Source organism: Chromatiaceae bacterium, from assembly GCA_024235395.1.
GTDB lineage: Bacteria > Pseudomonadota > Gammaproteobacteria > Chromatiales > Chromatiaceae > Thiosocius.
The window spans coordinates 1,056,422-1,079,024 of sequence record JACKMK010000003.1; the positions used below are offsets into that span (position 1 = coordinate 1,056,422).

A 22,603-nucleotide genomic window follows, 5' to 3' on the forward strand; every position below is an offset into this window, starting at 1 on the left:
TCCCCCGATAATCTAAACCGCTATAATCGCCCGGAATTTTTCGGGCGCTGCCCGCCTTGCCGAACGACATTCCGAGGAGCGACTACCGTGTCTGCACATAACGACACTGCCTTTTTGCGCATGTTTATCATCGTACTGGGGGCGCTTGTCGCCTTTACCTTCATCATCATGGTCGCCGCCAAGAAGATCACCGGTGACGCCGAGCAGGAGCGTGGCCAGGATCCGCGGATGCAAGCCGCTATCGCCGAGCGCATCCAGCGGGTCGGCTCGGTCAATGTCGCCCAGGCGCAGCCCGCTGCGGCACAGCCGAAAAGCGGTGCCGAGATCGTCGCGAGTGCCTGTAACGCCTGTCATTCCACCGGAGTGCTGGGTGCGCCGAAGGTCGGGGACAAAGACGCCTGGTCGACGCGACTGGCGGCGCAGGGTGGTCTCGATGGACTGACCGCGAGTGCGATTACCGGCAAGGGCGGCATGCCGCCGAAGGGTGGCGCGATGGTCAGCGACGGCGAGATCCGCGCGGCGATCGAACACATGCTCAAGGAGAGTGGCGTGGATGCGTCCGCGACCACGGCGGCACCGGCAGGTCCTGTCGAGGCGGTCGCGCAGGCCGCAGAGACGGTCGCGGAAACGGTTGCCGACGCCGCCCAGGCGGTCGCCGCGGCGGTCGCGCCGGAGACTGCCGGCGAATCGGCGCCGGATCTCGCCAAGGGCAAGACGGTGTATGACTCGGCTTGTTTCGTGTGCCACACGACCGGGGCGGCCGGGGCCCCCAAGCTGGGCGACAAGGCGGCGTGGGCGCCGCGCATTGCCCAGGGCATGGACGCGCTGGTCAAGAACGCGCTGACCGGCAAGAACGCGATGCCGCCCAAGGGTGGGCGAATGGACCTGTCCGATGCGGATATCGAGGCCGGAGTCGCCTACCTGGTAAGCCAGGCGGAGTGACGGCTACCTGGCGCGGCGGCTGTCTGCGGCGAGATCCGCGGGCCGCCGCGGTGGCCGGCCCATCGCCCGCGGCGCGGCCTCAGGTGCCAAGCATGGCCTTCAGGCTCGCCAGCTGCGCCTTGCCGCGAGCCTGCTTTTCCTCCTTGCTCAATTGGGCGCCGCGTCCCTCCCATGAAAGGTCGTCGTCCGGCAGTTCCTGAAGGAAGCGACTCGGCTCGCAACGTACCAACTCGCCGGCGCGTCGCCGCCGCTCGGCGCAGGTCATGACCAGCGTGCGCTGGGCGCGGGTCAGGCCGACGTAGGCGAGTCTGCGCTCCTCGGCCAGGTTGTCCTCCTCGATGCTGCTGCGGTGCGGCAGCAGTTCCTCCTCCATGCCCGCCAGAAACACGTGCGGCCACTCCAGGCCCTTGGCGGCGTGCAGCGTCATCAGCGAGACGCGGTCGCCACCCTGGTCCTCGTCCTGTCGTTCGAGGATGTCCAGCAGCGAGAGATGGCCGACCAGTTTGTCGAGACCGGTATCGCGCGTGTCGTCCTGATGCAGTCGATCCAGCCAGCCGACCAGTTCCTCGACGTTCTCCCAGCGGCGGTCCGCACCCTTGGTGCTGGTGCTCGTCTGAGTCAGCCAGGCCCGGTAGTCGAGCTGATCTAGCAGGCGTTGCAGCGTTTCCGGCGGTGCGCTGTCCTGCGTATCGCGTTCCAGCCGGTCGAGCCAGTCGGCAAAGTTGCGCAGCCTGCTCAGCGCGCGCGGCTGCAACAGGTTGTCGAGGCCGAACTGCCCGATTGCATCGAACAGCGAACATGTCCGTTGGGTGGCGTAGTTGGCCAGCGTCTCCAGTGTACTGGTGCCAATCTCCCGCCGCGGCGTGTTGACGATGCGTAGAAAGGCGCTGTCGTCGTCGCGATTGATCAACAGGCGCAGATAGGCCATCAGGTCCTTGATCTCGCTGCGCGCGAAGAACGAGGTCCCGCCGCTGATGAAATAGGGAATGCTGTGCGCGCGCAGCGCCTTCTCGAACGGCCGCGCCTGATGGTTGCCGCGGTAAAGGATCGCAAAGTCGGCGAATGCCGCCGAGCTGCTGAACCGCTGGCGGATGATCTCGCTGACCACGCGCTCGGCTTCATCGTCCTCGTCGCGACAGCTGATCATGCGCAGCGGCTCGCCCGGTCCCAACTCGCTCCACAGACGCTTTTCGAATACGTGCTCGTTGTTGGCAATCAGTTGGTTGGCGGCGCGCAGGATGCGGGCCGTCGAGCGATAGTTCTGTTCCAGCTTGACGACCTTCAAGCGTGGAAAATCGTCTCGCAGGCGGGCCAGGTTCTCGGGGCGCGCGCCCCGCCAGGCGTATATGGATTGGTCATCGTCTCCGACGACCGTCAGCGCGCCGCGTACACCAACCAGCAGCTTGACCATTTCGTATTGGGCGCCGTTGGTATCCTGGTATTCGTCCACCAGCAGATAGCGTATGCGGTTCTGCCACCGTTCACGCAGCGCGCGGTCGTCACGCAGCAGGCCGACCGGCAGCATGATCAGGTCGTCGAAATCGACCGCGTTGTAGGCCCGCAGCGCCCTCTGATAGGCGGCATACAGCGTCGCCTGATCGACCGCGAGTTCATCGCCGGCGGTGCGCAGCGCGGTCTCGGGATCGATCAGCGCATTCTTCCAGTCCGATATCTGCCGGCGTGCGCGCAGCAGTGACGCCCTGTCGGCGTTGTCCTGTTTGGCCAGATCGCCGAGCAGCTGCTCGGTATCCTGCTCGTCCAGAATGCTGAACCCGCGTCGCAGGCCGGCTGCAGCGAGTTCGCTGCGTAGCATGTTCAGACCCAGGGTGTGGAAGGTCGACACCGTGAGTCCGCGGCCGGCATCGTCACCGAGCAGGCGACCGACCCGCTGCTTCATCTCGCGCGCGGCCTTGTTGGTGAAAGTCACCGCGGTGATCTGGCGCGCGGCGACGCCTGCCTGCAGCACCAGGTGGGCGATCTTCGCGGTGATCACGCGCGTCTTGCCGGAACCTGCGCCGGCGAGCACCAGCAGGGGCCCGTCGAGGTAGCGTACCGCCTCGCGTTGCCTGGCATTGAGATCGCTCATCGGTTCATGATCGGCAGTGAATAACGGCTTCCGGCCGGCGCGACAGCGCCGCCCCACAGTGTTGCATACGTCGGTCTGGCGGATTCCCGATCAGGCCTGTTCGTCGAACAGGGGGCGCTTGATGCGATACAGCGCCGAGATGTCCTCGTCGCCGTGACCCTGCTTCATCAGGCGTTCGTAGTGCAGCAGCGTCATCTCGACCATCGGCAGCTGCACATGGTCCGCGGCCAGCATCGCCTGGCAGATCTTAAGATCCTTGTGGTGCAGCGCAACGCGAAAGCCCGGTTCGAACACGCCACTGGTCATGCTGCGCCCACGGTGCTCGACGAACCAGTTGCCTGCCGCGCCACTGCTGACCACGTCGACCACCTTGTCCATGTCCAAACCCTGGTGCTGCCCGAACGCCAATGCCTCGGTGACCGCCTGGTTGATGCCCGCGCACATGATCTGGTTCACTGCTTTGGTGGCCTGTCCGCTGCCGACCGGCCCCATGTGCACGACTTTGCGGCTGATACTGTCGAGCACCGGCATGAGCTGCTCGAGCACCTTGGCGTCGCCGCCGACCATCATCACCATGGTGCCCTTTTCGGCGCCTTCCTTGCCGCCGGAGACCGGGGCATCGAGGAAATGAATCCCGTGTGCACCGAGCCGCTCCGCGGCCAGGCGTGCCGTATCGATGCTCACCGTCGAGGTATCGAGGACCACGCTCGCGGCGGTCATAGCAGGCGCCAGTCGATCGACGATTTCCAGCAGGTCGGCGTCGGCCGAGACCGAGGTGATCACCAGGTCGGCCTGCGCCGCCGCGTTCTCCAGCGAATCCGCGACTGCGAAACCGTGCAGCGCCGCCGCATCTTGCGCACGCTGGGCAGTGCGGTTCCATGCCCGGTCGAGGTGACCGGCGCGGTACAGATTGCCGGCCATTCCGGCACCCATGGCGCCTAGGCCGATAACGGTGGTCTTCATGTAGGGGCTCTCGCTTTGGATCGACCGTGATCGGGCCGGGTGGGACATCGCTACAATGCTACCGGCCGAGAGGCACCGCGTCCAAACGTGGCTTCACGATGCCTGGGGTCCATGACGCCGGACTCGATTCGCGCGCAAATGTTGCGCCGCCTGTGGCCGATAGCGTCATTGGGAAACATGGCAACGATCCGGTTTTCACCGATACCAGCGAGGGGCAGATGAACGACATGACGGGCAAGCGGATCGACAAGGGTGTCGCCGACGTGCAGCTGCAACGCGAATCGTGGCGCATCTTCCAGATCATGGCGGAGTTCGTCGAGGGATTCGAGAAGCTGTGCCTGATCCGGCCGTCCATCAGCGTGTTCGGTTCCGCCCGTACGCCCCCGGATAGTCCCTGGTACGTCAAGGCCGAGCAGACAGCGCGGCTGCTGTCGGATGCCGGCTTCTCGATCGTCAGTGGTGGTGGGCCGGGGATCATGGAAGCCGCCAACAAGGGCGCGCAGGGTGGCAAGTCGCCGAGCATTGGCGTGAACATCGAGCTGCCGCTGGAGCAACAGCCCAACCGCTACCAGGACATCTCGTTGCATTTCCGCCATTTCTTCGCCCGCAAGGTGATGTTCGTGAAGTACGCGTCGGCCTATGTGGTGCTGCCGGGCGGATTCGGCACGCTGGATGAGTTGGCGGAGATCCTGACGCTCGTTCAGACCGGCAAGACGCGCCGCATTCCGATCGTCCTGGTCGGCAGCGCGTTTTGGAGCGGCTTGCTGGACTGGTTCCGCGATACCCTGGTGTCGGGTGGCACCATCGGGCCGGAGGATATGGCGCTGTTCGAGGTCTGCGACGAACCGCAACAGATCGTCGAGGCGATCTTTCGGCACTATGAGACCCGCAGCCTGGAACCGTCCGAGGCCGAACAGGAGATCCTGTTGGAGCTCTGACGCAGGTGCGATGCTCGTTTCCCGACCGGCACACATGCGATGATTGATGAACGTAACCGGCAAGGATCTTGTTCAGGAGGCAGTGTGGTAACGCAGATGACCGGGCGGTTTTGGACGGGGTTGGTCCTGCTGGGACTGGTTTGCGCGGCACGCGGCCCCTTGGCGGCCGAAGGCGAGGCGCTCGAAGCACCGCCCCCACCGCCGCCGCTGCGCTCCGGCGAGGCGCTCGAACCCGAGGTGACGATACGTCGCACCGAGCAGGAGACGATTTACGAGTACCGCCGCAATGGCGCGCTTTTTCTCGTCAGGGTCCTGCCGCGTGTCGGTCCACCGTATTACTTCGTCGACGTGAATGGCGACGGTACCCTCGACTATCAACCCGGAGAACCGGTCAGGGGCAACGTCAATCAGTGGATCATCTGGCAGTGGTAGCCTGACCCAGGATGTGATCAGCGGTGTGCGAGCGCGGCCAGCAGGCACTGCAATGCCTGGCCGCGGTGACTGAGGCTGTTTTTGCGGTCCGCAGCGAGCTGTGCGGCGCTGCAGTTGTCGGTCGGTACGAAAAACAGCGGGTCGTAACCGAAGCCCGCCTCGCCTTGTGCCGACTCCAGGATGCGCCCTTCCCAGGTCCCCTGGCAGATGATCGGGGTGGGGTCGTCGGCGTGTCTCAGGTAGACCAGCAGGCATTGGAAGCGTGCGCCGCGCTCTTGTGTCGGGACGCCCGCCAGGGCCTTGAGCAGCTTTTCGTTGTTCGCCACGCTGCCGGCATCACCGGCATAACGGGCCGAATAGATCCCCGGTGCGCCGTTGAGGTGATCGACCTCCAGCCCCGAGTCGTCGGCGATGGCCGGCAGGCCGGTGTGCATCGCGGCATTTCGGGCCTTGAGGATCGCGTTCTCGACAAAGGTCAGGCCGGTTTCCTCGGCATCGGGTACTGCAAAGTCGGACTGCGGGACGATGCTGACATCGTGCTCGGCGAGCAGTTCCTGGAATTCTTTGACTTTGCCCGGGTTGCCGGTGGCCAGTACGACGCGTTGCGGCATGCGGTGGGTTCCTTCGGGGTAGACGTGGGGAGGACTCTGGCGGCCCGCGTCACTCGGTGTCGAGCGCGGCGTTCTGGGCCGCGACGATCTGGTCGATGCCATCGCGCGCGAGCGCCAGCATGGCGTTGAGTTCGTCGTTGGTGAACGGTGCGGCTTCGGCGGTGCCCTGCACCTCTATGAAACGCCCTTGATCGTCCATGACGACGTTCATGTCGGTGGCGGCCCCCGAGTCCTCGGCGTAGTCCAGGTCGAGCACCGGCACGCCGTTGTAGATTCCGACCGATACCGAGGCGACGTTGCCGAGCAGCGGATCCGTCTCGATGCTCTTGCCCAGCCGCAGTTTGGCCAATGCCTGGCTGAGTGCGACGAAGGCGCCGGAAATGGAAGCGGTGCGGGTTCCGCCGTCGGCCTGGATCACGTCGCAGTCGAGGGTGATGGTGCGCGGCCCCAGCTTTTTGAGGTCGACAGCGGCGCGCAGCGCACGACCAATCAGCCGCTGGATCTCCATGGTGCGACCCCCTTGTCCGCCACGCGCCGCCTCCCGCCCGAGCCGGGTGTGCGTCGAGCGCGGCAACATACCGTACTCGGCGGTCACCCAGCCGCTGTCGGTGTCCTTCAGCCAGCGCGGTTGGCGCTCCTCGATACTCGCCGTGCAGATGACCTTGGTGTTGCCGAACGCGACCAATACGGAGCCTTCCGCGTGCATCGTGTAGTTCGGGGTGAAGGTGATTGGGCGCATCTGGTTGGGCGCTCGTCCGCTCGGTCGCATGGTGTCTCTCCGCTCACTTCGAGGTGCTGATCTTTTTGAGTACGCCGCGCAGATGGCGGATCGCCCGTTCGACACGCGGATCGCGCGGCGGCTCGAGCGTTTCGCTCTGATCGCTCTGCACAGCGGCGGGGGCCTGCCAACGCAGCGCGACCGCCGTGACATTGTCGCTGCCCGGCATCGCCGCGGCGCGTCGAACCAAGGTTGGCAGGCTGGTGTCGACGGGCGTCCGCGCATCGCCCAAGGCTGCCACCAGCGCCTGGTCCGAAATCTGTCCCCATAATCCATCCGAACATAGCACGATCGCGTCGCCCTGTTGCAGGAGGGTCGGGGGGCCGCAGGTCGTCGTCGGCGGTTGGGGCATGCCGCCCAGGCAGCGCGTCAGACTGGAACGTGGGCGCGAAACCTCGTGTGCACTTTCGCGCACGAACCGTACCAGCGAATGGTCGCGCGTCTGCGCGAGCACCTGGCCGTGTCGGATGAAATACAGCCGGCTGTCGCCGACATGTGCCCAGTATGCGATGCCGCCCTGGATGGTCGCCAGCACGGCGGTCGTGCGCGGGGCGATCGGTGGCTGCTGGCGTCGGCCGAACTGGATGATGGCGTTGTGCGCCTTGCCGATACACTGCAGCATGAACTGCTCGGGGTCGTGCAGCGGTTTCGCGGCTTGACGGAACATCGATTCGCAGACGTCCATCAACAGCTGGGCGGCCACTTCGCCGCGCGGGTGTCCGCCGAGGCCGTCGGCCAGGCCCAGCAGGACCGTGTCGTCATTGCCCAGGAACAGGCAGCGGTCCTGGTTGCATTGGCGATCCCCGACCAGGCTTGCCTTGGCCGCTTCGAAGTTGCGCGGGGTGTCGATCTGGTCCATCAGGCAATCGACGTCGAGATCTTCGGGACCGGGGTACGGCCGAGCAGCGCGTCGCGCAATTCTGCCGCGGTCTGCGGCCTGTTCGCGTACTCGATCTGCATGGCCCAATCGATCGACTCGAGGATCTCGTGCGGGTAGCGCGCACCGAACGCCTCGACCGCCGGCACCAGGCTGTCCTGGGCGTGCCGCTCCACCGCGGACGGTGGGGGTTTGCCCTCGATGCAGGCGCGCATCGTCGCGCCGATCGCGTATACGTCGGTGTAGGGCCCGACGCGGGCGGATGCGTAGTATTGCTCGATCGGTGAAAAACCGGGGGTCACCACCTGGGCCTTCTTCTCGCCGACATCGTCGAGGTGATATACGGCCCCGAAGTCGAGCAGCAGCGGGTTGCCACCGGGCCTCAGGTGGACATTGCTCGGCTTGATGTCCAGATGCAGTTGGTGGCGGCTGTGGATCAACTCCAACGCGTCGAGCAGCGGCGGAAACACCGTCATCAGAAAAGTCGTGCTGAGTCCGCCTTCGCGCTTCTTGATGTAGCGCCCGAGGTTCTTGCCGGGCTCGTAGTTCATCACCAGATAGGCGGTGTTGTTCGCCAGGAAACAGTTGCGAACGTGCACGATGTTGGGGTGACGGAGCGTGGCCAGGACCCGGGCTTCCTGATAGAAAAGGCGTCTGCCGCGTTGGAAGCTTTCCTGCTTCTCTTCCTTGCTGACGGTGACCACCAGACCCTTGTGGCGCGTGCCGAAGCGCTTCGGCAGGTACTCCTTTATGGCGACTTCGTCGTGGTTGTCTTCGTCTTCGGCGAGGTAGATGAGACTGAAGCCACCGCTACCGATCAGTTTCGTAATCCGGTAGCAGTCGAGCACTGTGCCGACCGGGAGGCTATCGCGGGGGCGGGAGGACATGCGGCGCTGTCGGTCACGGTGCGTTGGCGTTCGATGCGGCATATGATACACGCAAAGCCCAAGGCCGATGGGACAGGGCGAAGCACCCCGGGGAGAATATGATTCGGAGCATGACGGCGTTTGCGCGCCAACAGGGACACGGCGAGTTCGGTGAGCTCACCTGGGAAATTCGTTCAGTAAACCACCGTTATCTCGAGGCCACGGTGCGTCTGCCTGAGGATCTGCGGGCCATCGAGCCCGTCGTACGCGACCGCCTGAACGCGCGCCTCGGGCGCGGCAAGGTGGAGTGCGGCCTGCGTTACAAGGCCGCAAGGACAGCGGCGGTCGAACTGCAGGTCAACGACGCGCTGGTCGATCAGATTCTCGCGGCGGCCGACAAGATGGCGCACCGGCTGCACAGTTCACATCATCCGAGCATCATGGACGTGTTGCGCTGGCCCGGCGTGCTGGAGAGTGCCGAACAGGATTTCACGCCGGTCCAGGAGGCCGCGCTCGCGTTGCTCGAGCAGGCGATCGACGCATTGGTCGAATGTCGTGAGCGAGAGGGTACGAGGCTCGCGGAGATGATTGCGCAGCGGGTCGAGGCGATGCGGGTTCAGGTCGATGCCGCGCGCGAAAAGATGCCTGCGGTGATCGCGTCGGTCCGCGAACGGTTGCGGACTCGCCTGGCCGAGGTGGCGGAAAATCTTGACAAGGATCGGCTCGAACAGGAGATGGCGTTGCTCGCACAGCGCCTGGATGTCGACGAGGAGATGGACCGTCTGAACACCCACCTCGACGAGGTCACCCGCGTGTTGCGCCAGGACGAGCCGGTGGGGCGGCGCCTGGATTTCCTGATGCAGGAACTGAATCGCGAGGCCAATACCCTGGGTTCGAAGTCGGCGGACAGCGAGACCACGGCGATCTCGGTCGAGATGAAGGTGCTGGTCGAGCAGATGCGGGAACAGGTCCAGAACATCGAATAGGCGGCCGGCGGCGATGTCCCACTCAGGCATATTGTTCATCGTTTCGGCGCCGTCCGGCGCGGGCAAGACGAGCCTGCTGCGCGAACTGGTGCCCGGTGATGCACGGCTGGTGATGTCGGTATCGCATGCAACCCGCGCGATGCGACCCGGTGAGCAGGACGGTGTGCACTACCATTTCGTCGGCGTCGAGCGGTTTGAGGAACTGGTCGAACAGGGGGCCTTCCTCGAACATGCACGTGTGTTCGACAACTATTACGGCACCGCGGAGGCCACGGTGCGCGAGCAGCTGGGCGCCGGTCGGGATCTGGTCCTGGAGATCGACTGGCAGGGCGCCCGGCAGGTGCGTCACCGGTTTCCCGAGGCCGTATCGATCTTCATCGCACCGCCGAGCATCGAGGCGTTGCGCGATCGCCTTGCCGGGCGTGGCCAGGACAGCCAGGACGTCATCGAGCGGCGGATGCTGGATGCGTGCGCCGAGCTGTCGCACTACCCGGAATACGATTACCTGGTGATCAACGATGATTTTGCCGTCGCGCTCGCCGATCTGCGGGCGATCGTGTCGGCCGAGCGGCTGCGCGAACCACGCCAGGCGGCCCGGTATGCGGGTGCGCTGGCGACGATGCTTGGCGGGGCGCCTTCAGATTCATATAATTGACCGTTATCACTGAATTTTTTGATCCTGGAGTCCCGAAACCGCCATGGCACGCATCACCGTAGAAGACTGTCTCTCGAACGTGGACAACCGTTTCGACCTGGTCCTGCTCGCCAGCCGTCGCGCGCGCCAGCTGGTCAATGGCGTGGATCCGCTGGTGCCCTGGGAGAACGACAAGCCCACGGTCGTCGCGCTGCGCGAGATCGCCGAGGGCCTGATCAACGAAGAGACCGTCGCCGAACCCGTCGACACCACCGATTCGATCGACGAGGAGCTGGCCGCGGCCCTCGCCGGTGAGCTGGGCGTCGTGGACATGGGGAACGACGATGAGTAGACGGAAAGGTGGACGCCTCGCGTTCTGAGATCGCCACGCTACCGACGCCCGGCGCGGAGTCTGTTGCCGCGGTCGCGGGCGATGACCGGTTTTTGATCAGCGACCTCTGTAGCGACCTGGAGGCCTATCTCCCCGAAGAACAGGTGCGCGAGGTCTACCGCGCCTACCTGTTCGGTGCCGAGGCCCACGAGGGCCAGAACCGGCTCTCCGGCGAGCCCTATATCTATCATCCGGTGGCCGTCGCGCGCATCCTGGCCGGGATGCGCATGGACCACCAGTGCCTGATGGCGGCGATCCTGCACGATGTGATCGAGGACACCGAGACCGCCAAGGATCAGCTGGCCCGTGAATTCAGTCCGCAGATCGCCGAGCTGGTCGACGGCGTCAGCAAACTCACCCAGATAAAGTTCCGTTCACGCGCGGAAGCGCAGGCGGAAAACTTCCGCAAGATGATGCTGGCGATGACCCGCGACATCCGGGTCATCCTGATCAAGCTAGCCGACCGGCTGCACAACATGCGCACCCTGGGCGTGATGGCGCCGAACAAGGCGCGGCGCATTGCGCGCGAGACGCTCGACATCTACGCACCGATCGCCAACCGTCTGGGCATCAACAGCATCCGCCACGAGTTGCAGGAACTGGGCATGGCCGCGCATTGGCCATGGCGGTACAACATCATCCGTGCGGCCCTGCGCAAACGTCGTGGCAATCGCAAGGAGGTCGTCGGCAATATCGAAGAGGTGTTGCGCGGGCGCCTGCAGCAGGAGGGGTTCGACGGCGAGGTCTACGGGCGGGAAAAGCATGTCTACAGCATCTACCGCAAGATGCTGGAGAAGCGGCTGTCGTTGAACGAACTCGCCGACGTCTACGCGTTCAGGATCATCGTCGATTCGGTGGACAGCTGTTATCGCGTGCTGGGCGTGGTGCACAACCTCTACCGGCCGGTGCCCGGCAAGTTCAAGGACTACATCGCGATTCCCAAGGCGAACGGCTATCAGTCGCTGCACACCATCCTGTTCGGGCCGCACGGCCTGCCGATCGAGATCCAGATCCGCACACGCGAGATGCACCGGGTCGCCGAGGAGGGTATCGCGGCACACTGGCAGTACAAGGATGCGGGTGGTGCCCTGACCCCGGATGCCGCGGCCGACTGGCTGCGCAACCTGCTCGAGGTCCAGAAAGACTCGGGCAACTCGATGGAGTTCCTCGAGCACGTCAAGGTCGACCTGTTTCCGGACGAGGTCTATGTGTTCACTCCGCGGGGTCAGATCTTCGTGCTGCCGAAGGGCGCAACCGTCATCGATTTCGCTTACGCGGTCCATTCGGATGTCGGCAATCAGTGTGTTGCGGCGCGTATCGACCGCCGCCTGGCGCCGCTGCGATCGCAACTGCGCAACGGCCAGACCGTCGAGATCATCACCAAACCGAACAATCGGCCGAATCCGGCATGGTTGGATTTCGTCGTGACCGGCAAGGCGCGCGCGACCATCCGGTCGTATCTGAAGCGACTCGAACAAAAGGAGGCGATCGAACTCGGCCGCCGCCTGCTGGAACGGGAGATCGAAGCGCTGGGCCGCGACTGCAGCGGTATCGACGATGCCGATCGCAGCAAGTTGGTTGCCGAACTTGGCCTGGCCAGCTTCGATCTGTTGCTCGAACAGATCGGTCTCGGCAACCGTATGGCGAAACTGGTGGCGCGGCTGCTGATCAACAGCGAAGAACAACCTTCGTCCGATGCCGCCTCGGCAGGGTCACTGACGATCAAAGGCACCGAGGGCATGGTCGTCAGCTTTGCCAAGTGCTGCGGCCCGATACCCGGCGATCCGGTGGTGGCGATCTTCAGCCCGGGGCGTGGCCTGGTCGTGCACCATCACGACTGTCCGAATCTGGGGGATTTCCGTCGCCAGGGCCAGAGTTGGCTGGACGTGCAATGGTCTGACGAGGTGAGTGGCGAGTTCTCGACTGCGATTCGCGTCGATGCGGGCAATCAGCGCGGCATGCTCGCGACAATCGCCTCGATGATCGCCGAAGAGGGTTCGAATATCGAGGATGTCCGAAGCGAGGAGCGCGACGGTCTCAGCACCAGTCTGCGTTTCGTGGTGTCGGTGAAAGGACGCAAACACCTGGCCAGCATCATGCGGCGTCTGAAGAAGATACCCTTCGTGCTGCGTATCAACCGCGTGATCGGCTAGCCCGTTTCAGACAGCTCGAGTCTGCCGTCGCGTAGTTCCAGCCGCTTTTCTCCCCGCATGAGCGCGCCGAGCGTTTCCCCGACCAGCGATTTCCGCCATCCGTCGTGGAGGCCGCTGTCCGGGTCCCCGCGCACGAAGCCCTCCAGTTCCTTGCGACTCGCGATCGCCATCGGAGACAACTGGTGTTGGTCGGCGATCAGGCGCAGTGCCGCACTGAGCAGGTCGACCATTGCCTCCTGCTGTGCGTCGAGCGGTGCCGGTCGGTCTTTTTCACGTGGCCACTGGTCGCGTGGCAGTTCGATGCCGGCGCTGACCAGTGCGATCAGCACTTCGCCTTCGCGACGAATCTGTGCCGGTTCGAGCCCACGAATCTTCGCCAGACCGCCCGGATCGCGCGGCATGCGGCGGCTGAGATCGATCATCACCTCATCTTTCAGTATCCATTTGCGTGGCAGGTCGCGTTCGCGTGCCTGGATCTCCCGCCAGGCCGCAAGTTTCTGCAGCACGGCGAGTTGCCGTCCGCGCAACAGATGCTTACCCTTGATCCGCCGCCACATGGTCTGTGGATCCGGGTAGTAGGTCTGCGGATCGGTCAGCGGCGCAAAATCGGCTGCCAACCACTGCAGACGCTCGCGATCGAACAGGTGGCCGCGCATGTGCAGATAGATCTGGCCGAGAAACACGACGTCGTCGAGCGCATACCGGAGCTGGTCATCCTCCAGCGGGCGTTGTGACCAGTCGGTGCGCGACTGGTCCTTCGGCAGCTCCACGCCGAGTAGCAACTTGACGAGGTTCGCGTAGCCAATCTGATCGCCGTGTCCCAGCAACGCGGCGGCCGGCTGCGTATCGAACACCGGCATCGGCAGGCCATCGTAGTCGTGCAGAAAGATCTCCAGGTCCTGGCGGGCTGCATGCAATACCTTCAAGATTGCGCCATCGTACAGTACGTCCAGAAACGGCTGCAGGTCCGGAAGGCGTAAGGGGTCGATGCATGCCGCGACCTCCCCGTTGCTGACCTGAATCAGACACAGCCGCGGATAGTAGGTTTTCTCGCGAATGAATTCCGTGTCGAGCGCCAGCCATTCGCTATGCTTGAGCTCTTCGCACAGGGTCGCCAGGGCGTCCGGCGTGTCGATGTATTCTTCCCGCATCATTTCCTTCCGTTCGAGGACGCAAGAATAACACCGGGTGGGACGCGGACTGTATGTCACGCGGTAAGATATCGGCTCGCCTCTACAGCGGATGCGATCCATGCAGGCACTGATCAAGTTTTTCGTCGAACTCGCTCTGCTGCGGCGGCGCCCCCAGGACCTGCCCGCGTCTCCCGTCCTGTTGCTGTTGTTCGCGGTGCTCAATGTGGTCCTGGGTGCCGCGAACGGGGCCAAATTGTTTGGAGGCTTCGGTAACGCCTTGGGCGCCAATCTGATTGACCTGCTGTTCAGTATGCTGGTGTTGTTCGCGCTGCTGCAGATCCGCGGTCACCCCCGCCGCTGGTTACAGACCACCAGTGCATTTCTCGGTCTGGGGGTGCTCGCGGGTATCTTGATGACGCTGGTACAGATCCCGGTCGAGGCGGTCGGCACCCCCGGAAGCGTCGCATTGTTGAACCTCGTGTTGATCATCTGGTTGCACCTGGCGCTCGGTGGCGTGTTGCGACACGCACTCGAGGTCCCCCTTGCGCTCGGTGTTGTCGTCGTCCTCGCTTACACCGTCATGTCGTTCACCCTGATCGCTCGAATCTACCCACCGGTGACGAGTACCTGAATGAAAATCCATATCCTCGGTATCTGCGGAACCTTCATGGGCGGCATTGCGCTGATTGCGCGCAGCCTGGGGCACGAAGTTTCGGGATCCGACAGCAACGTCTACCCGCCGATGAGTACCCAGCTGGAAGCGGCCGGGATCCGACTGATTTCGGGTTATGAACCCGAACATCTCGACCCGCCGCCCGATCAGGTGGTCGTTGGCAATGCAATGTCGCGCGGCAATCCTGCCGTGGAGTTCATGCTGGAGCGTGGCCTGCGCTATATCTCGGGGCCGCAGTGGCTGGCGGAAAATGTCCTGCAAGACCGCTGGGTGCTGGCTGTCGCGGGAACCCATGGCAAGACCACCACGGCGAGCATGCTGGCATGGATTCTCGAACATGCCGGTCTGAGCCCGGGCTTCCTGATCGGCGGTGTGCCACAGAACTTCGGTGTGTCGGCACGCGCGGGCGAGTCACCGTTTTTCGTCGTTGAGGCCGACGAGTACGACACAGCATTTTTCGACAAGCGCTCCAAGTTCGTCCACTACCATCCGCGGACCCTGGTGATGAACAATCTGGAGTTCGATCACGCCGACATCTTCGACGACCTCGAGGCGATCCAGCGGCAGTTTCACCACCTGGTGCGAACCGTGCCCGGCAACGGCCTGATCATCTCGCCGCTCGACGACGGCAACCTGCACGATGTGCTGGATATGGGATGCTGGACCCCGGTCGAACATTTCGCACCGGAATACGAGGCGACCTGGCATATCGCCAATGCTACCGCCGACGGCAGTGCCTTTGACGTGATCTGCGAGACCGACAATGTCGGGCGGGTGGAATGGGCGCTGACGGGTCAGCACAATGTCGCGAACGCGTTGGCGGCGCTGGCCGCCGCACGGCACGCCGGTGTGCCGCCCGCGGTTGGGGTCGCCGCACTCGCACGGTTCCGCAACGTCAAGCGTCGCATGGAGCGTCGCGGTGAGGTCCGTGGCGTCACCGTCTACGATGATTTCGCCCATCACCCGACCGCGATCCGTCTGACACTGGAAGGCCTGCGGCGGCATGTCGGCCAGCAACGCATACTCGCGGTACTGGAGCCGCGCTCCAATACCATGCGCATGGGGGTGCACGCGGCACAGCTGGCGGACGCGCTGAGCCAGGCGGATCGCGTGTGGGTTTATGCGCCGCCGGATCTGAAATGGGATGCGGCCGGTGTGTTGCGCGGTCTCGGGCAGCGCCTCAACGTCTGTGACGAAACGCTTACGATCGTCCAGCAGATCGCCGAATTCGCCGCGCAGGGGGACCATGTGCTGATCATGAGCAACGGTGGCTTCGAAGGTATCCACCAGCGTTTGCTGGATGCGCTGGCGCGCGGATGAAGCGCAGGCTTCGGCCTGTGCGGCTCAGGCAGCAGCGCTGTCGACGCGGTTGCGGCCTTTGTGTTTGGCCTCGTAGAGTGCCGCATCTGCGCGCCCGACGACATCCTCGACGGTGTCGCCGGGTCGGATCTCGGTAACGCCACACGACAACGTGACCCACAGCGCCTGGTCGACCATCGGCCATCGCATGCTGGCGACGCCATTGCGGATGTGTTCGGCAACGGCTTTGCCCTCGGTCAGATCGGTGGCCGGCAGGATCACGACAAATTCCTCGCCACCGTAGCGACCGACCTTGTCGGTTTCGCGAAGTGTGGACCGGATGCGGCCGGATACCTGTCGGAGCACCTCGTCACCGGTCAGATGGCCAAGGCGGTCGTTGATCGCCTTGAAGTGGTCCAGGTCGAGCATCAGGACGGCGGTACGGATACCCTTGCGGCGGCGCAATGCGATCTGTTCACTGATCACACCGAGCGCTGGCCGGCGATTGAGGCAGCCGGTGAGCGCGTCGAGTGTGGCGGCGGCCTCGATCGACCGGCTCTTCTCGTACATCCTCAATCGCAGGGCCGTCCCGTAGTAGCCGAGCGCGATGGTGCGCAACAGGATGGTGGAGAACGCGACCGCGACCAGTCCCGCCTCCCATGTGCTGGGATCGGTGATGCCGATGCTCGTTTGGCCGGTGCCGGTCAGTGCCACCGCGGCCGCGATGCAGGACAGGGCCCAGATCACCAGGGTCGATCGCAGCGAGAGACGCAGCGTGGCGAACGCAAAGATGATGAACACCAAGCCAAGGAACAGCTGTGTGAGCTGTGGCGCGATCAAGATGCCGAGGATCTGCACGCCCAGCGAATAGACCGTCTGCCACACCGTCAGATGGGGGTTGCTCAGGTGGTCGGTGAGGCCCTTCCAGTGCAGCGAGGAAAACAGTGCCACGTGACCGAGCGCTAACCCGAAGTAGATGGCGGGCAGCGATGGATCGATGGTACCGGCAAGACTGAAGGCGATCAGCAACAGGACATCGATCAGATAACTCGCACCGGCAGCGGCCACTATCATGATCCGGTAGAGCCGCCGCTTCTGGGTAAGCGTCAGCCCTTCCAGCCGATCCATCTTGTCCAGCCAAAGGTCGTCGAGTTCGAGGCTCATTCCGCATTAGATCGGCCAGATCGCCGGTTTTCTTTATCCTGTGCCGGGCGTCTGTCCGGGCCACAGACGGTCGACCGGACGGTACGAGAGCCGGACGGGTCGGCCGCGTCGTAGCACGCGACCGCCCCTGTTCGGCGTGCTTAAATAGCCAAGATGAACGACCGTTTGCCGCCTATCGCCGTCGCCTTTACCGGGGCCTCCGGCATCCAGTACGGCCTGCGCCTGGTCGAGTGCCTGTTGCAGGCCGGGCGCACGGTGTACCTGATGGTGTCGCAGGCCGCGCAGGTCGTGGTGAACATGGAAACCGACCTCAGTCTGCCCGGCCGGCCGGAAGAGATGCAGAGGTACCTGTCAGACCTGTTTGCCAGTGCGCCCGGGCAGCTGCAGGTGTTCGGGCGGCAACAATGGACAGCCCCTGTGGCCAGCGGCTCGAATCCGCCCGAGGCCCTGGTGATCTGCCCCTGCACGACCGGTACCCTGGCATCGATTGCGAACGGCATCTGCGACGACCTGATCGACCGCGCCGCCGATGTCGCATTGAAAGAGCGACGCAAGTTGATCATGGTGGTGCGCGAGACACCGTTGTCGACCATTCATCTGGAGAACATGCTGCGCCTGGCGCAGGCGGGGGCGGTGATCATGCCGGCCAATCCGGGGTTCTACTTTCGTCCCGACAGCGTCAGTGAGCTTATCGATTTCATGGTCGCGCGGGTGCTCGACCATCTGCAGGTGGCGCACAGCCTGGGCGCGCGCTGGGGCGATGCCGGCTGATCCCGCGGCGGCGTTGGAACGGGTGGCCCTGTTCCCGCTGAACCTGGTCCTGTTTCCCGGCGGGGTGCTGTCGCTGCGGATCTTCGAGCCACGCTACCTGCGCATGGTGAGCGAATGTCTGCGCGCGGACCGGCCCTTCGCGGTCGCGGCAATCATCGATGGCCCGGAGGCCGGTGGCGTGGCCAACACCGCCGGCAGCGGTACCCTGGCGCGCATCACCGACTGGGAGCAGCTGGATGACGGTCTGCTTGGCCTGGTGTGTGCGGGTGAGCAATGCGTCGCGCTGCGCGAGGTCGCTGTCGAACACGACCAATTGTTGCGCGCATCGGTGGAGCGGTTGCCGCCGGCGGCCGAGCAGGCGCTGCCCGGCGACCTGGCGTGGATGGCAGGATTGCTCGCCGAGCTGCTGGAGCGGATTGGGCCCCCGTTCGACCGATTGGCAACCCGGCCGGTGACCGCTGACCACGTCGCCAACCGGTTGATCGAGTTGCTGCCACTGGGATTGGGTCGCAAGCAGGCGTTGTTCGAGACAGACGACAGCGTGCAGCGCCTGCGGCAGCTGGCGCGGCTGATCAATCCGCAGCACGAGCCGCCGTCTGCCGTTTGTTGATCAGCGTCGCATGCGGCTGTGGACGACCAGCCAGACCAGGACGATCAAGCCGATCGCGGCGGCGGGGAACAGCAGGTAGCGCCAGTCACCGTTCCCGCCGATCTCACCCAGTACCATCCCCGGCACGAGATAGGCCGGCGCCCAGACCAGTGCCGAAAGCACGTTGGCGGTGTAGAAGCGCCGCGGCGGCATGTGCATCAAGCCGGCAACCAGTGGCACGATCGCCCGGATGGGTCCGAAAAACCGTCCCAATGCGACGCTCAGATCGCCATATTTCTCGAAGAACTCGATGCCCTTGCGCAGGTGGTCCGGGTGCAGTCGGAACCAGCGCCAGCGCGCGGTCAGATATTCGAAGTGGTGGCCCAGCCAGTAACTCAGGCCGTCACCGATGATCGCTCCGGCGACCGCCCAAAGACACATGCTCCAGAAGTCCAGCACACCGGCACCGATCAATGCGCCGGCGCCGAACAGGATCACCACGCCGGGGATGAGTACGCCGACGATCGCCAGCGATTCGGCCAGCGACATCGCAAACACCACCCAGCCGGCGTAGCCCGGGTTGGTTTCGATCCACGTCAGCAGTTCGCCGAACCACTCGCTCAAGCGTACGGGTTCAATTGAGGCCGGCGAATACCGCCGCGGCGGCACTGACTGTCGCCGCGATGTCCTGATCGGAATGTGCCGCCGAGACGAAGCCGGCCTCGAACGCCGAAGGCGCGAGGTAAACGCCGTGCTCCAGCATCGCGTGGAAGAATGCCCGGAAGCGTTCGACGTTGCAGGCGGTCGCACCGGCGAAGTCGCCGACCTTGTCCTGTTCGGTGAAAAACAGGCCGAACATGCCGCCGACATGGTTCTCGGTCAGCGGGATACCGGCGTCGCGTGCGGCGGCGGTCACACCATGGACCAGCGTCTCGACCTTTGCGCCGAGCTGTTCAAAGAAGCCGGGCGTCGCGATCAGTTCGAGTGTCTTGAGACCGGCCGTCATCGCGACCGGGTTGCCGGAAAGGGTGCCCGCCTGATACACGGGCCCGAGCGGCGCAATTTTCTGCATGATGTCGCGGCGCCCGCCAAATGCGCCGACCGGCATACCGCCGCCGATCACTTTGCCCAGGGTGGTCAGGTCGGGGCGCACGTTGTACAGCGACTGTACGCCGCCGAGCGCGACCCGGAAGCCCGTCATCACCTCGTCGAAGATCAGCACCGCACCGTGCTGGTCGCAGACCTCGCGCAGTCCCTGCAGGAAACCGGGCTCCGGCAGGATGCAGTTCATGTTGCCCGCTACCGGTTCGACGATGATGCTGGCGATCTGGTCGCCGGCCGCGGCGAACGCATCACGGACCTGGTCGAGGTCGTTGTAGCTGAGCGTGATGGTGTGTTCGGCGAGCGCCGCCGGCACGCCCGGTGACGATGGCTCGCCGAGGGTCAGGGCGCCCGAACCGGCCTTCACCAGCAGCGAATCGGAGTGGCCGTGGTAACAACCCTCGAACTTGACGATCTTGTCGCGCCCGGTGAATCCCCGCGCGAGCCGGATGGCCGACATCGTGGCCTCGGTACCGGACGAGACCATGCGCACCAGTTCAATCGACGGCATCAGCGCGCAGACCCGGTCGGCCATGCGGGTCTCGATCTCGGTCGGGGCACCGAACGACAGGCCCTTATGGATCACCTCGGAGACTGCCTCGATCACTTCGGGGTGGGCATGGCCGAGGATCATCGGTCCCCAGGAGCCGACGTAGTCGATGTAGCGCTTTCCTTCCGGGTCGAACAGGTAGGGACCGGCGGCGCTGTCGACGAACACCGGATCGCCGCCGACGCCTTTGAACGCCCGCACCGGCGAGTTCACGCCACCCGGGATGTGGCGTTGGGCGAGTTCGAAGCGATCATGTGCGGCGCTCATCGGCGGGTCTCCTCGGCGGGGTTGAAACAGTCGGCGAAGGCCTTGGCGGCAGCGGTAACGTCGGCGGCGCCGAAAACCGCGCTGATCACCGCGAGCATGTCGGCACCGGCCTGCACCAGCGCCGCGCCATTCTCGGGGCTTATGCCGCCGATCGCAACCGTCGGCACCCCGAGTTCGCGCCGCGCGCGCGTCAGCAACCCGGTCGGGGCGCGCACTGCCTGCGGCTTGGTCGGCGACGTATGGAAACTGCCGAACGCCACGTAGTCGGCGCCCTGAGCGACGGCCTCAAGGGCGCTATCGAAGTCCGCGTAGCAGGACGCCCCGATCAGGCTGCCGGCCGGCAGGCGGCGCCGGGCGCTGGCAATATCCGTATCGTCGCGACCGAGGTGCACGCCGTCTGCGCCGATGGCTGCAGCGAGTTCGATATCGTCGTTGATCAACAGGACTGCCCCGTACTCAGCACACACTGTCTGCAGCGCCCGTGCCTCGTCGAGCCGACGTTGCGCGTCGCGTCCCTTATCGCGGTACTGCACCACCCGTCCACCACCGCGCAGGGCCGCATCGACCCGGGCCGCGATCGCCGTCGGGCCGGGACGCGCATCGTCGGTGATCAGATATAGGCCGCGCAACACGGGCCGCCTCAACGTCGCCATGGCAGCGCCTGCCCACGACCCGGTCGCTGGGCCTGTTCGAGCGCCCGCCAGGTGAAACCCTGTGCGGCCTCCACGGCGGCCACGAGTCCATCGCCGAGCGCGAGGCGCACCGCGCAGGCGCTGGCCAGTGTGCAGCCGGAGCCGTGATAGCTGTGTGGCAGACGCGGCCAGCGAAACAGCGATGGTTCCGGGGTGGCACCATACAACTGGTTGATGACCTGATCGCCGTCCGCCTCGTCGGCGCCGGTGACCAGGATCGCGCCGGTGCCCGCCTTCAGCAGGTTCCCGATTGCCGTCGTCAATGTTGGATCACCGCCCAGGCGTCGCGCCTCGGCACGGTTGGGGGTCAGCAGGGTGACGTGGCGCAGGAGCGGGTGCAGCCGGCCGGTGAGGCCCCCCCGGTCCAGGTCGTAACCGCCCCCGGCGGCAAGCACCGGGTCGAGCACCACGGGGCCACCGAACCCGGCCACCAGCTCGCTCAGCGTGGGCAGCAGGGCCGCGTCGCCCAGCATCCCCAGCTTGATGGCGTCGGGCTGCATGTCGCGCAGCAGGGTCGTCGCCTGTTCGGCGAAGAAATCCGGTGGCGTCGGCAGCACCCCGCGCACATCGGATGTGTCCTGTACCGTCAGTGCGGTGACCAGGGTCAGCGCGCGGCCTCCCAGCGCGCCGATCGTTTCGATGTCCGCCTGGATACCGGCACCGCCGGTCGGATCGTGGCCGCCGATACACAGAATGCAAGGGGGGGGTGTCATCGCGGCGCATTGTAGCAGCGCGCACGGAGGTGTTCGGCGCAGCGAAGGCAAACCCTGTAGCCAACCCCGCCAATCCACGCGTCGCATCTGGCAGAATCGCACGCTCGATAAAGCAGTTGGGGTACGAGCCGAGGAGCCCGACCGATGAAAACCTATATGTGCGTGATCTGCGGATTCATTTACGACGAGGCCAAGGGGTTGCCGGACGAGGGGATTCCGCCCGGTACCCGTTGGGAGGACGTGCCGTTGAACTGGCAGTGTCCGGAGTGCGGTGCCGGCAAGGAAGACTTCGAACTGGTCGAGGTTTGAATCGCCCGGTCGGCGACGCCAGGGGTTTGTCGGCGCGCATTTTTTCGCTTTCTGAGATATCCGTCAGTTGCCGGGCTAGGCCCGGCCGAAATCTCGACTACACTTTTCCTCAGCCCAACGTGTGTATCAAAAGCCGCAAAAACAATGACTTGCGGCCAGGGCCTTGCGTTGCCCGCACACCGAGTCCTGAGGAGGCGCCATGCATACCAATGTCAATGAACTGCTCGCGATTGCCCGTCGCTACTGTGCATTGATCGAATCGATTGAAGAGGACGCGCGCGATGTGGCGTTGGGGCAGTTGAATGCCCTGTTGCCGCAATTGCACGCGGCAATGGCCGCGGTCGGCCCCTGGCAGGAAGAAAATCCGGAAGATGCCGGCGTGGATCTCGACCAGCGTTTCGAGCTGTTCAGCCGGCTGCGTCGCCTGCTCGGCGACCTCGATGGCTATTGGATGGAGTACGACGTCACGCCGGACCGCCAGGAGATGAGCGGCAGTCTGGCCGACGACCTGACCGATATCTACTGCGAACTCAAGAACGGACTGACCCGCCTGGAACGCAATCACGACGCCCGGCGCACCCTCGGCCGCTGGCGTTCGGGTTTCTGCAAGGACTGGGGGCAGCACGTCGTGGACGCAGAGCGTCATCTGTATGCGCTTTCGGCGCGCGATCGACTCTACTGAAAT

The 22,603-nt window shown here is 64.6% G+C and carries 25 protein-coding genes; 13 read left to right on the top strand and 12 right to left on the bottom strand.

What is annotated here, in order from left to right; all coding sequences use genetic code 11:
* The first annotated feature begins 120 nt into the window (after positions 1-120).
* A complete protein-coding gene (locus H6955_18305) occupies positions 121-942 on the top strand; it encodes a cytochrome c5 family protein (GenBank protein ID MCP5315518.1) in 822 nt (273 codons plus the stop codon).
* A gap of 79 nt (positions 943-1,021) precedes the next feature.
* On the opposite strand, the gene rep is transcribed toward H6955_18305, so the two are convergent.
* Complete coding sequence (gene rep, locus H6955_18310; protein ID MCP5315519.1) at positions 1,022-3,028, bottom strand: DNA helicase Rep; 2,007 nt, start codon at positions 3,026-3,028, stop codon at positions 1,022-1,024.
* Between the two features lie 90 nt (positions 3,029-3,118).
* Entirely contained in the window at positions 3,119-3,991 is an 873-nt protein-coding gene (locus H6955_18315) for an NAD(P)-dependent oxidoreductase (protein ID MCP5315520.1), read from the bottom strand.
* A 218-nt stretch (positions 3,992-4,209) separates the two neighbouring features.
* On the opposite strand from H6955_18315, the gene H6955_18320 reads away from it, so the two are divergent.
* Together H6955_18320 and H6955_18325 are read left to right on the top strand one after the other, a co-directional pair.
* The gene (locus H6955_18320; protein ID MCP5315521.1) at positions 4,210-4,929 is read left to right on the top strand and encodes a TIGR00730 family Rossman fold protein; all 720 of its coding nucleotides are present in this window, start codon (positions 4,210-4,212) and stop codon (positions 4,927-4,929) included.
* 96 nt (positions 4,930-5,025) lie between these two features.
* On the top strand, positions 5,026-5,361 hold the full coding sequence (locus H6955_18325; GenBank protein ID MCP5315522.1) for a DUF2782 domain-containing protein: 336 nt from the start codon (positions 5,026-5,028) through the stop codon (positions 5,359-5,361).
* 17 nt (positions 5,362-5,378) lie between these two features.
* On the opposite strand, the gene rdgB is transcribed toward H6955_18325, so the two are convergent.
* The 4 genes from rdgB to H6955_18345 are packed head-to-tail and all read right to left on the bottom strand — an operon-like array spanning position 5,379 to position 8,514.
* A complete protein-coding gene (rdgB, locus tag H6955_18330) occupies positions 5,379-5,972 on the bottom strand; it encodes an RdgB/HAM1 family non-canonical purine NTP pyrophosphatase (protein ID MCP5315523.1) in 594 nt (197 codons plus the stop codon).
* Between the two features lie 49 nt (positions 5,973-6,021).
* Positions 6,022-6,741 (bottom strand): ribonuclease PH, encoded by a 720-nt coding sequence (gene rph / locus H6955_18335; GenBank protein MCP5315524.1) that lies wholly within the window; start codon positions 6,739-6,741, stop codon positions 6,022-6,024.
* Positions 6,742-6,754: 13 nt separating this feature from the next.
* Complete coding sequence (locus H6955_18340; protein MCP5315525.1) at positions 6,755-7,609, bottom strand: serine/threonine-protein phosphatase; 855 nt, start codon at positions 7,607-7,609, stop codon at positions 6,755-6,757.
* Positions 7,609-8,514, bottom strand: coding sequence for a serine/threonine protein kinase (locus tag H6955_18345; protein ID MCP5315526.1), 906 nt, complete (start codon positions 8,512-8,514; stop codon positions 7,609-7,611). The genes H6955_18340 and H6955_18345 overlap by 1 nt, the downstream gene beginning before the upstream one ends.
* A gap of 98 nt (positions 8,515-8,612) precedes the next feature.
* Between H6955_18345 and H6955_18350 the strand changes: the two genes are divergently transcribed.
* The 4 genes from H6955_18350 to H6955_18365 all read left to right on the top strand — a co-directional run bounded on the left by H6955_18350 (position 8,613) and on the right by H6955_18365 (position 12,657).
* Positions 8,613-9,479: a YicC family protein gene (locus tag H6955_18350; GenBank protein ID MCP5315527.1), complete on the top strand. Its 867-nt coding sequence runs from the start codon at positions 8,613-8,615 to the stop codon at positions 9,477-9,479.
* A gap of 13 nt (positions 9,480-9,492) precedes the next feature.
* Entirely contained in the window at positions 9,493-10,134 is a 642-nt protein-coding gene (gene gmk / locus H6955_18355) for a guanylate kinase (GenBank protein MCP5315528.1), read from the top strand.
* 43 nt (positions 10,135-10,177) lie between these two features.
* Positions 10,178-10,465 (top strand): DNA-directed RNA polymerase subunit omega, encoded by a 288-nt coding sequence (rpoZ, locus tag H6955_18360; protein MCP5315529.1) that lies wholly within the window; start codon positions 10,178-10,180, stop codon positions 10,463-10,465.
* A 92-nt stretch (positions 10,466-10,557) separates the two neighbouring features.
* Entirely contained in the window at positions 10,558-12,657 is a 2,100-nt protein-coding gene (locus H6955_18365) for a bifunctional (p)ppGpp synthetase/guanosine-3',5'-bis(diphosphate) 3'-pyrophosphohydrolase (GenBank protein ID MCP5315530.1), read from the top strand.
* On the opposite strand, the gene rnd is transcribed toward H6955_18365, so the two are convergent.
* Positions 12,654-13,808: a ribonuclease D gene (gene rnd / locus H6955_18370; GenBank protein MCP5315531.1), complete on the bottom strand. Its 1,155-nt coding sequence runs from the start codon at positions 13,806-13,808 to the stop codon at positions 12,654-12,656. The genes H6955_18365 and rnd overlap by 4 nt on opposite strands.
* 100 nt (positions 13,809-13,908) lie before the next feature.
* On the opposite strand from rnd, the gene H6955_18375 reads away from it, so the two are divergent.
* Complete coding sequence (locus tag H6955_18375; protein MCP5315532.1) at positions 13,909-14,421, top strand: hypothetical protein; 513 nt, start codon at positions 13,909-13,911, stop codon at positions 14,419-14,421.
* Positions 14,422-15,783: a UDP-N-acetylmuramate:L-alanyl-gamma-D-glutamyl-meso-diaminopimelate ligase gene (mpl, locus tag H6955_18380; GenBank protein MCP5315533.1), complete on the top strand. Its 1,362-nt coding sequence runs from the start codon at positions 14,422-14,424 to the stop codon at positions 15,781-15,783. It begins immediately after the preceding gene.
* A gap of 24 nt (positions 15,784-15,807) precedes the next feature.
* On the opposite strand, the gene H6955_18385 is transcribed toward mpl, so the two are convergent.
* On the bottom strand, positions 15,808-16,926 hold the full coding sequence (locus tag H6955_18385) for a GGDEF domain-containing protein (GenBank protein ID MCP5315534.1): 1,119 nt from the start codon (positions 16,924-16,926) through the stop codon (positions 15,808-15,810).
* 153 nt (positions 16,927-17,079) lie between these two features.
* Here H6955_18385 and H6955_18390 point away from each other — a divergent pair, with 153 nt between their 5' ends.
* A complete protein-coding gene (locus H6955_18390; protein ID MCP5315535.1) occupies positions 17,080-17,697 on the top strand; it encodes a UbiX family flavin prenyltransferase in 618 nt (205 codons plus the stop codon).
* The gene (locus tag H6955_18395) at positions 17,687-18,307 is read left to right on the top strand and encodes an LON peptidase substrate-binding domain-containing protein (GenBank protein ID MCP5315536.1); all 621 of its coding nucleotides are present in this window, start codon (positions 17,687-17,689) and stop codon (positions 18,305-18,307) included. Before H6955_18390 ends, H6955_18395 begins: the two co-directional genes overlap by 11 nt.
* Here the strand turns inward: H6955_18395 and H6955_18400 are convergent, their stop codons facing one another.
* Genes H6955_18400 through H6955_18415 form a run of 4 tightly spaced genes read right to left on the bottom strand, consistent with a single transcriptional unit; the run spans position 18,308 to position 21,609 of the window.
* Entirely contained in the window at positions 18,308-18,910 is a 603-nt protein-coding gene (locus H6955_18400) for a DedA family protein (protein ID MCP5315537.1), read from the bottom strand.
* A 10-nt stretch (positions 18,911-18,920) separates the two neighbouring features.
* Positions 18,921-20,204 (bottom strand): glutamate-1-semialdehyde 2,1-aminomutase, encoded by a 1,284-nt coding sequence (gene hemL / locus H6955_18405; protein MCP5315538.1) that lies wholly within the window; start codon positions 20,202-20,204, stop codon positions 18,921-18,923.
* Entirely contained in the window at positions 20,201-20,857 is a 657-nt protein-coding gene (locus tag H6955_18410; protein MCP5315539.1) for a thiamine phosphate synthase, read from the bottom strand. Before H6955_18410 ends, hemL begins: the two co-directional genes overlap by 4 nt.
* Positions 20,845-21,609 (bottom strand): hydroxymethylpyrimidine/phosphomethylpyrimidine kinase, encoded by a 765-nt coding sequence (locus H6955_18415; GenBank protein MCP5315540.1) that lies wholly within the window; start codon positions 21,607-21,609, stop codon positions 20,845-20,847. Before H6955_18415 ends, H6955_18410 begins: the two co-directional genes overlap by 13 nt.
* 144 nt (positions 21,610-21,753) lie before the next feature.
* On the opposite strand from H6955_18415, the gene H6955_18420 reads away from it, so the two are divergent.
* Both H6955_18420 and H6955_18425 read left to right on the top strand, forming a co-directional pair.
* Complete coding sequence (locus H6955_18420) at positions 21,754-21,918, top strand: rubredoxin (GenBank protein MCP5315541.1); 165 nt, start codon at positions 21,754-21,756, stop codon at positions 21,916-21,918.
* A gap of 199 nt (positions 21,919-22,117) precedes the next feature.
* Complete coding sequence (locus tag H6955_18425; protein MCP5315542.1) at positions 22,118-22,600, top strand: DUF5063 domain-containing protein; 483 nt, start codon at positions 22,118-22,120, stop codon at positions 22,598-22,600.
* The last annotated feature ends 3 nt before the right edge of the window (positions 22,601-22,603 follow it).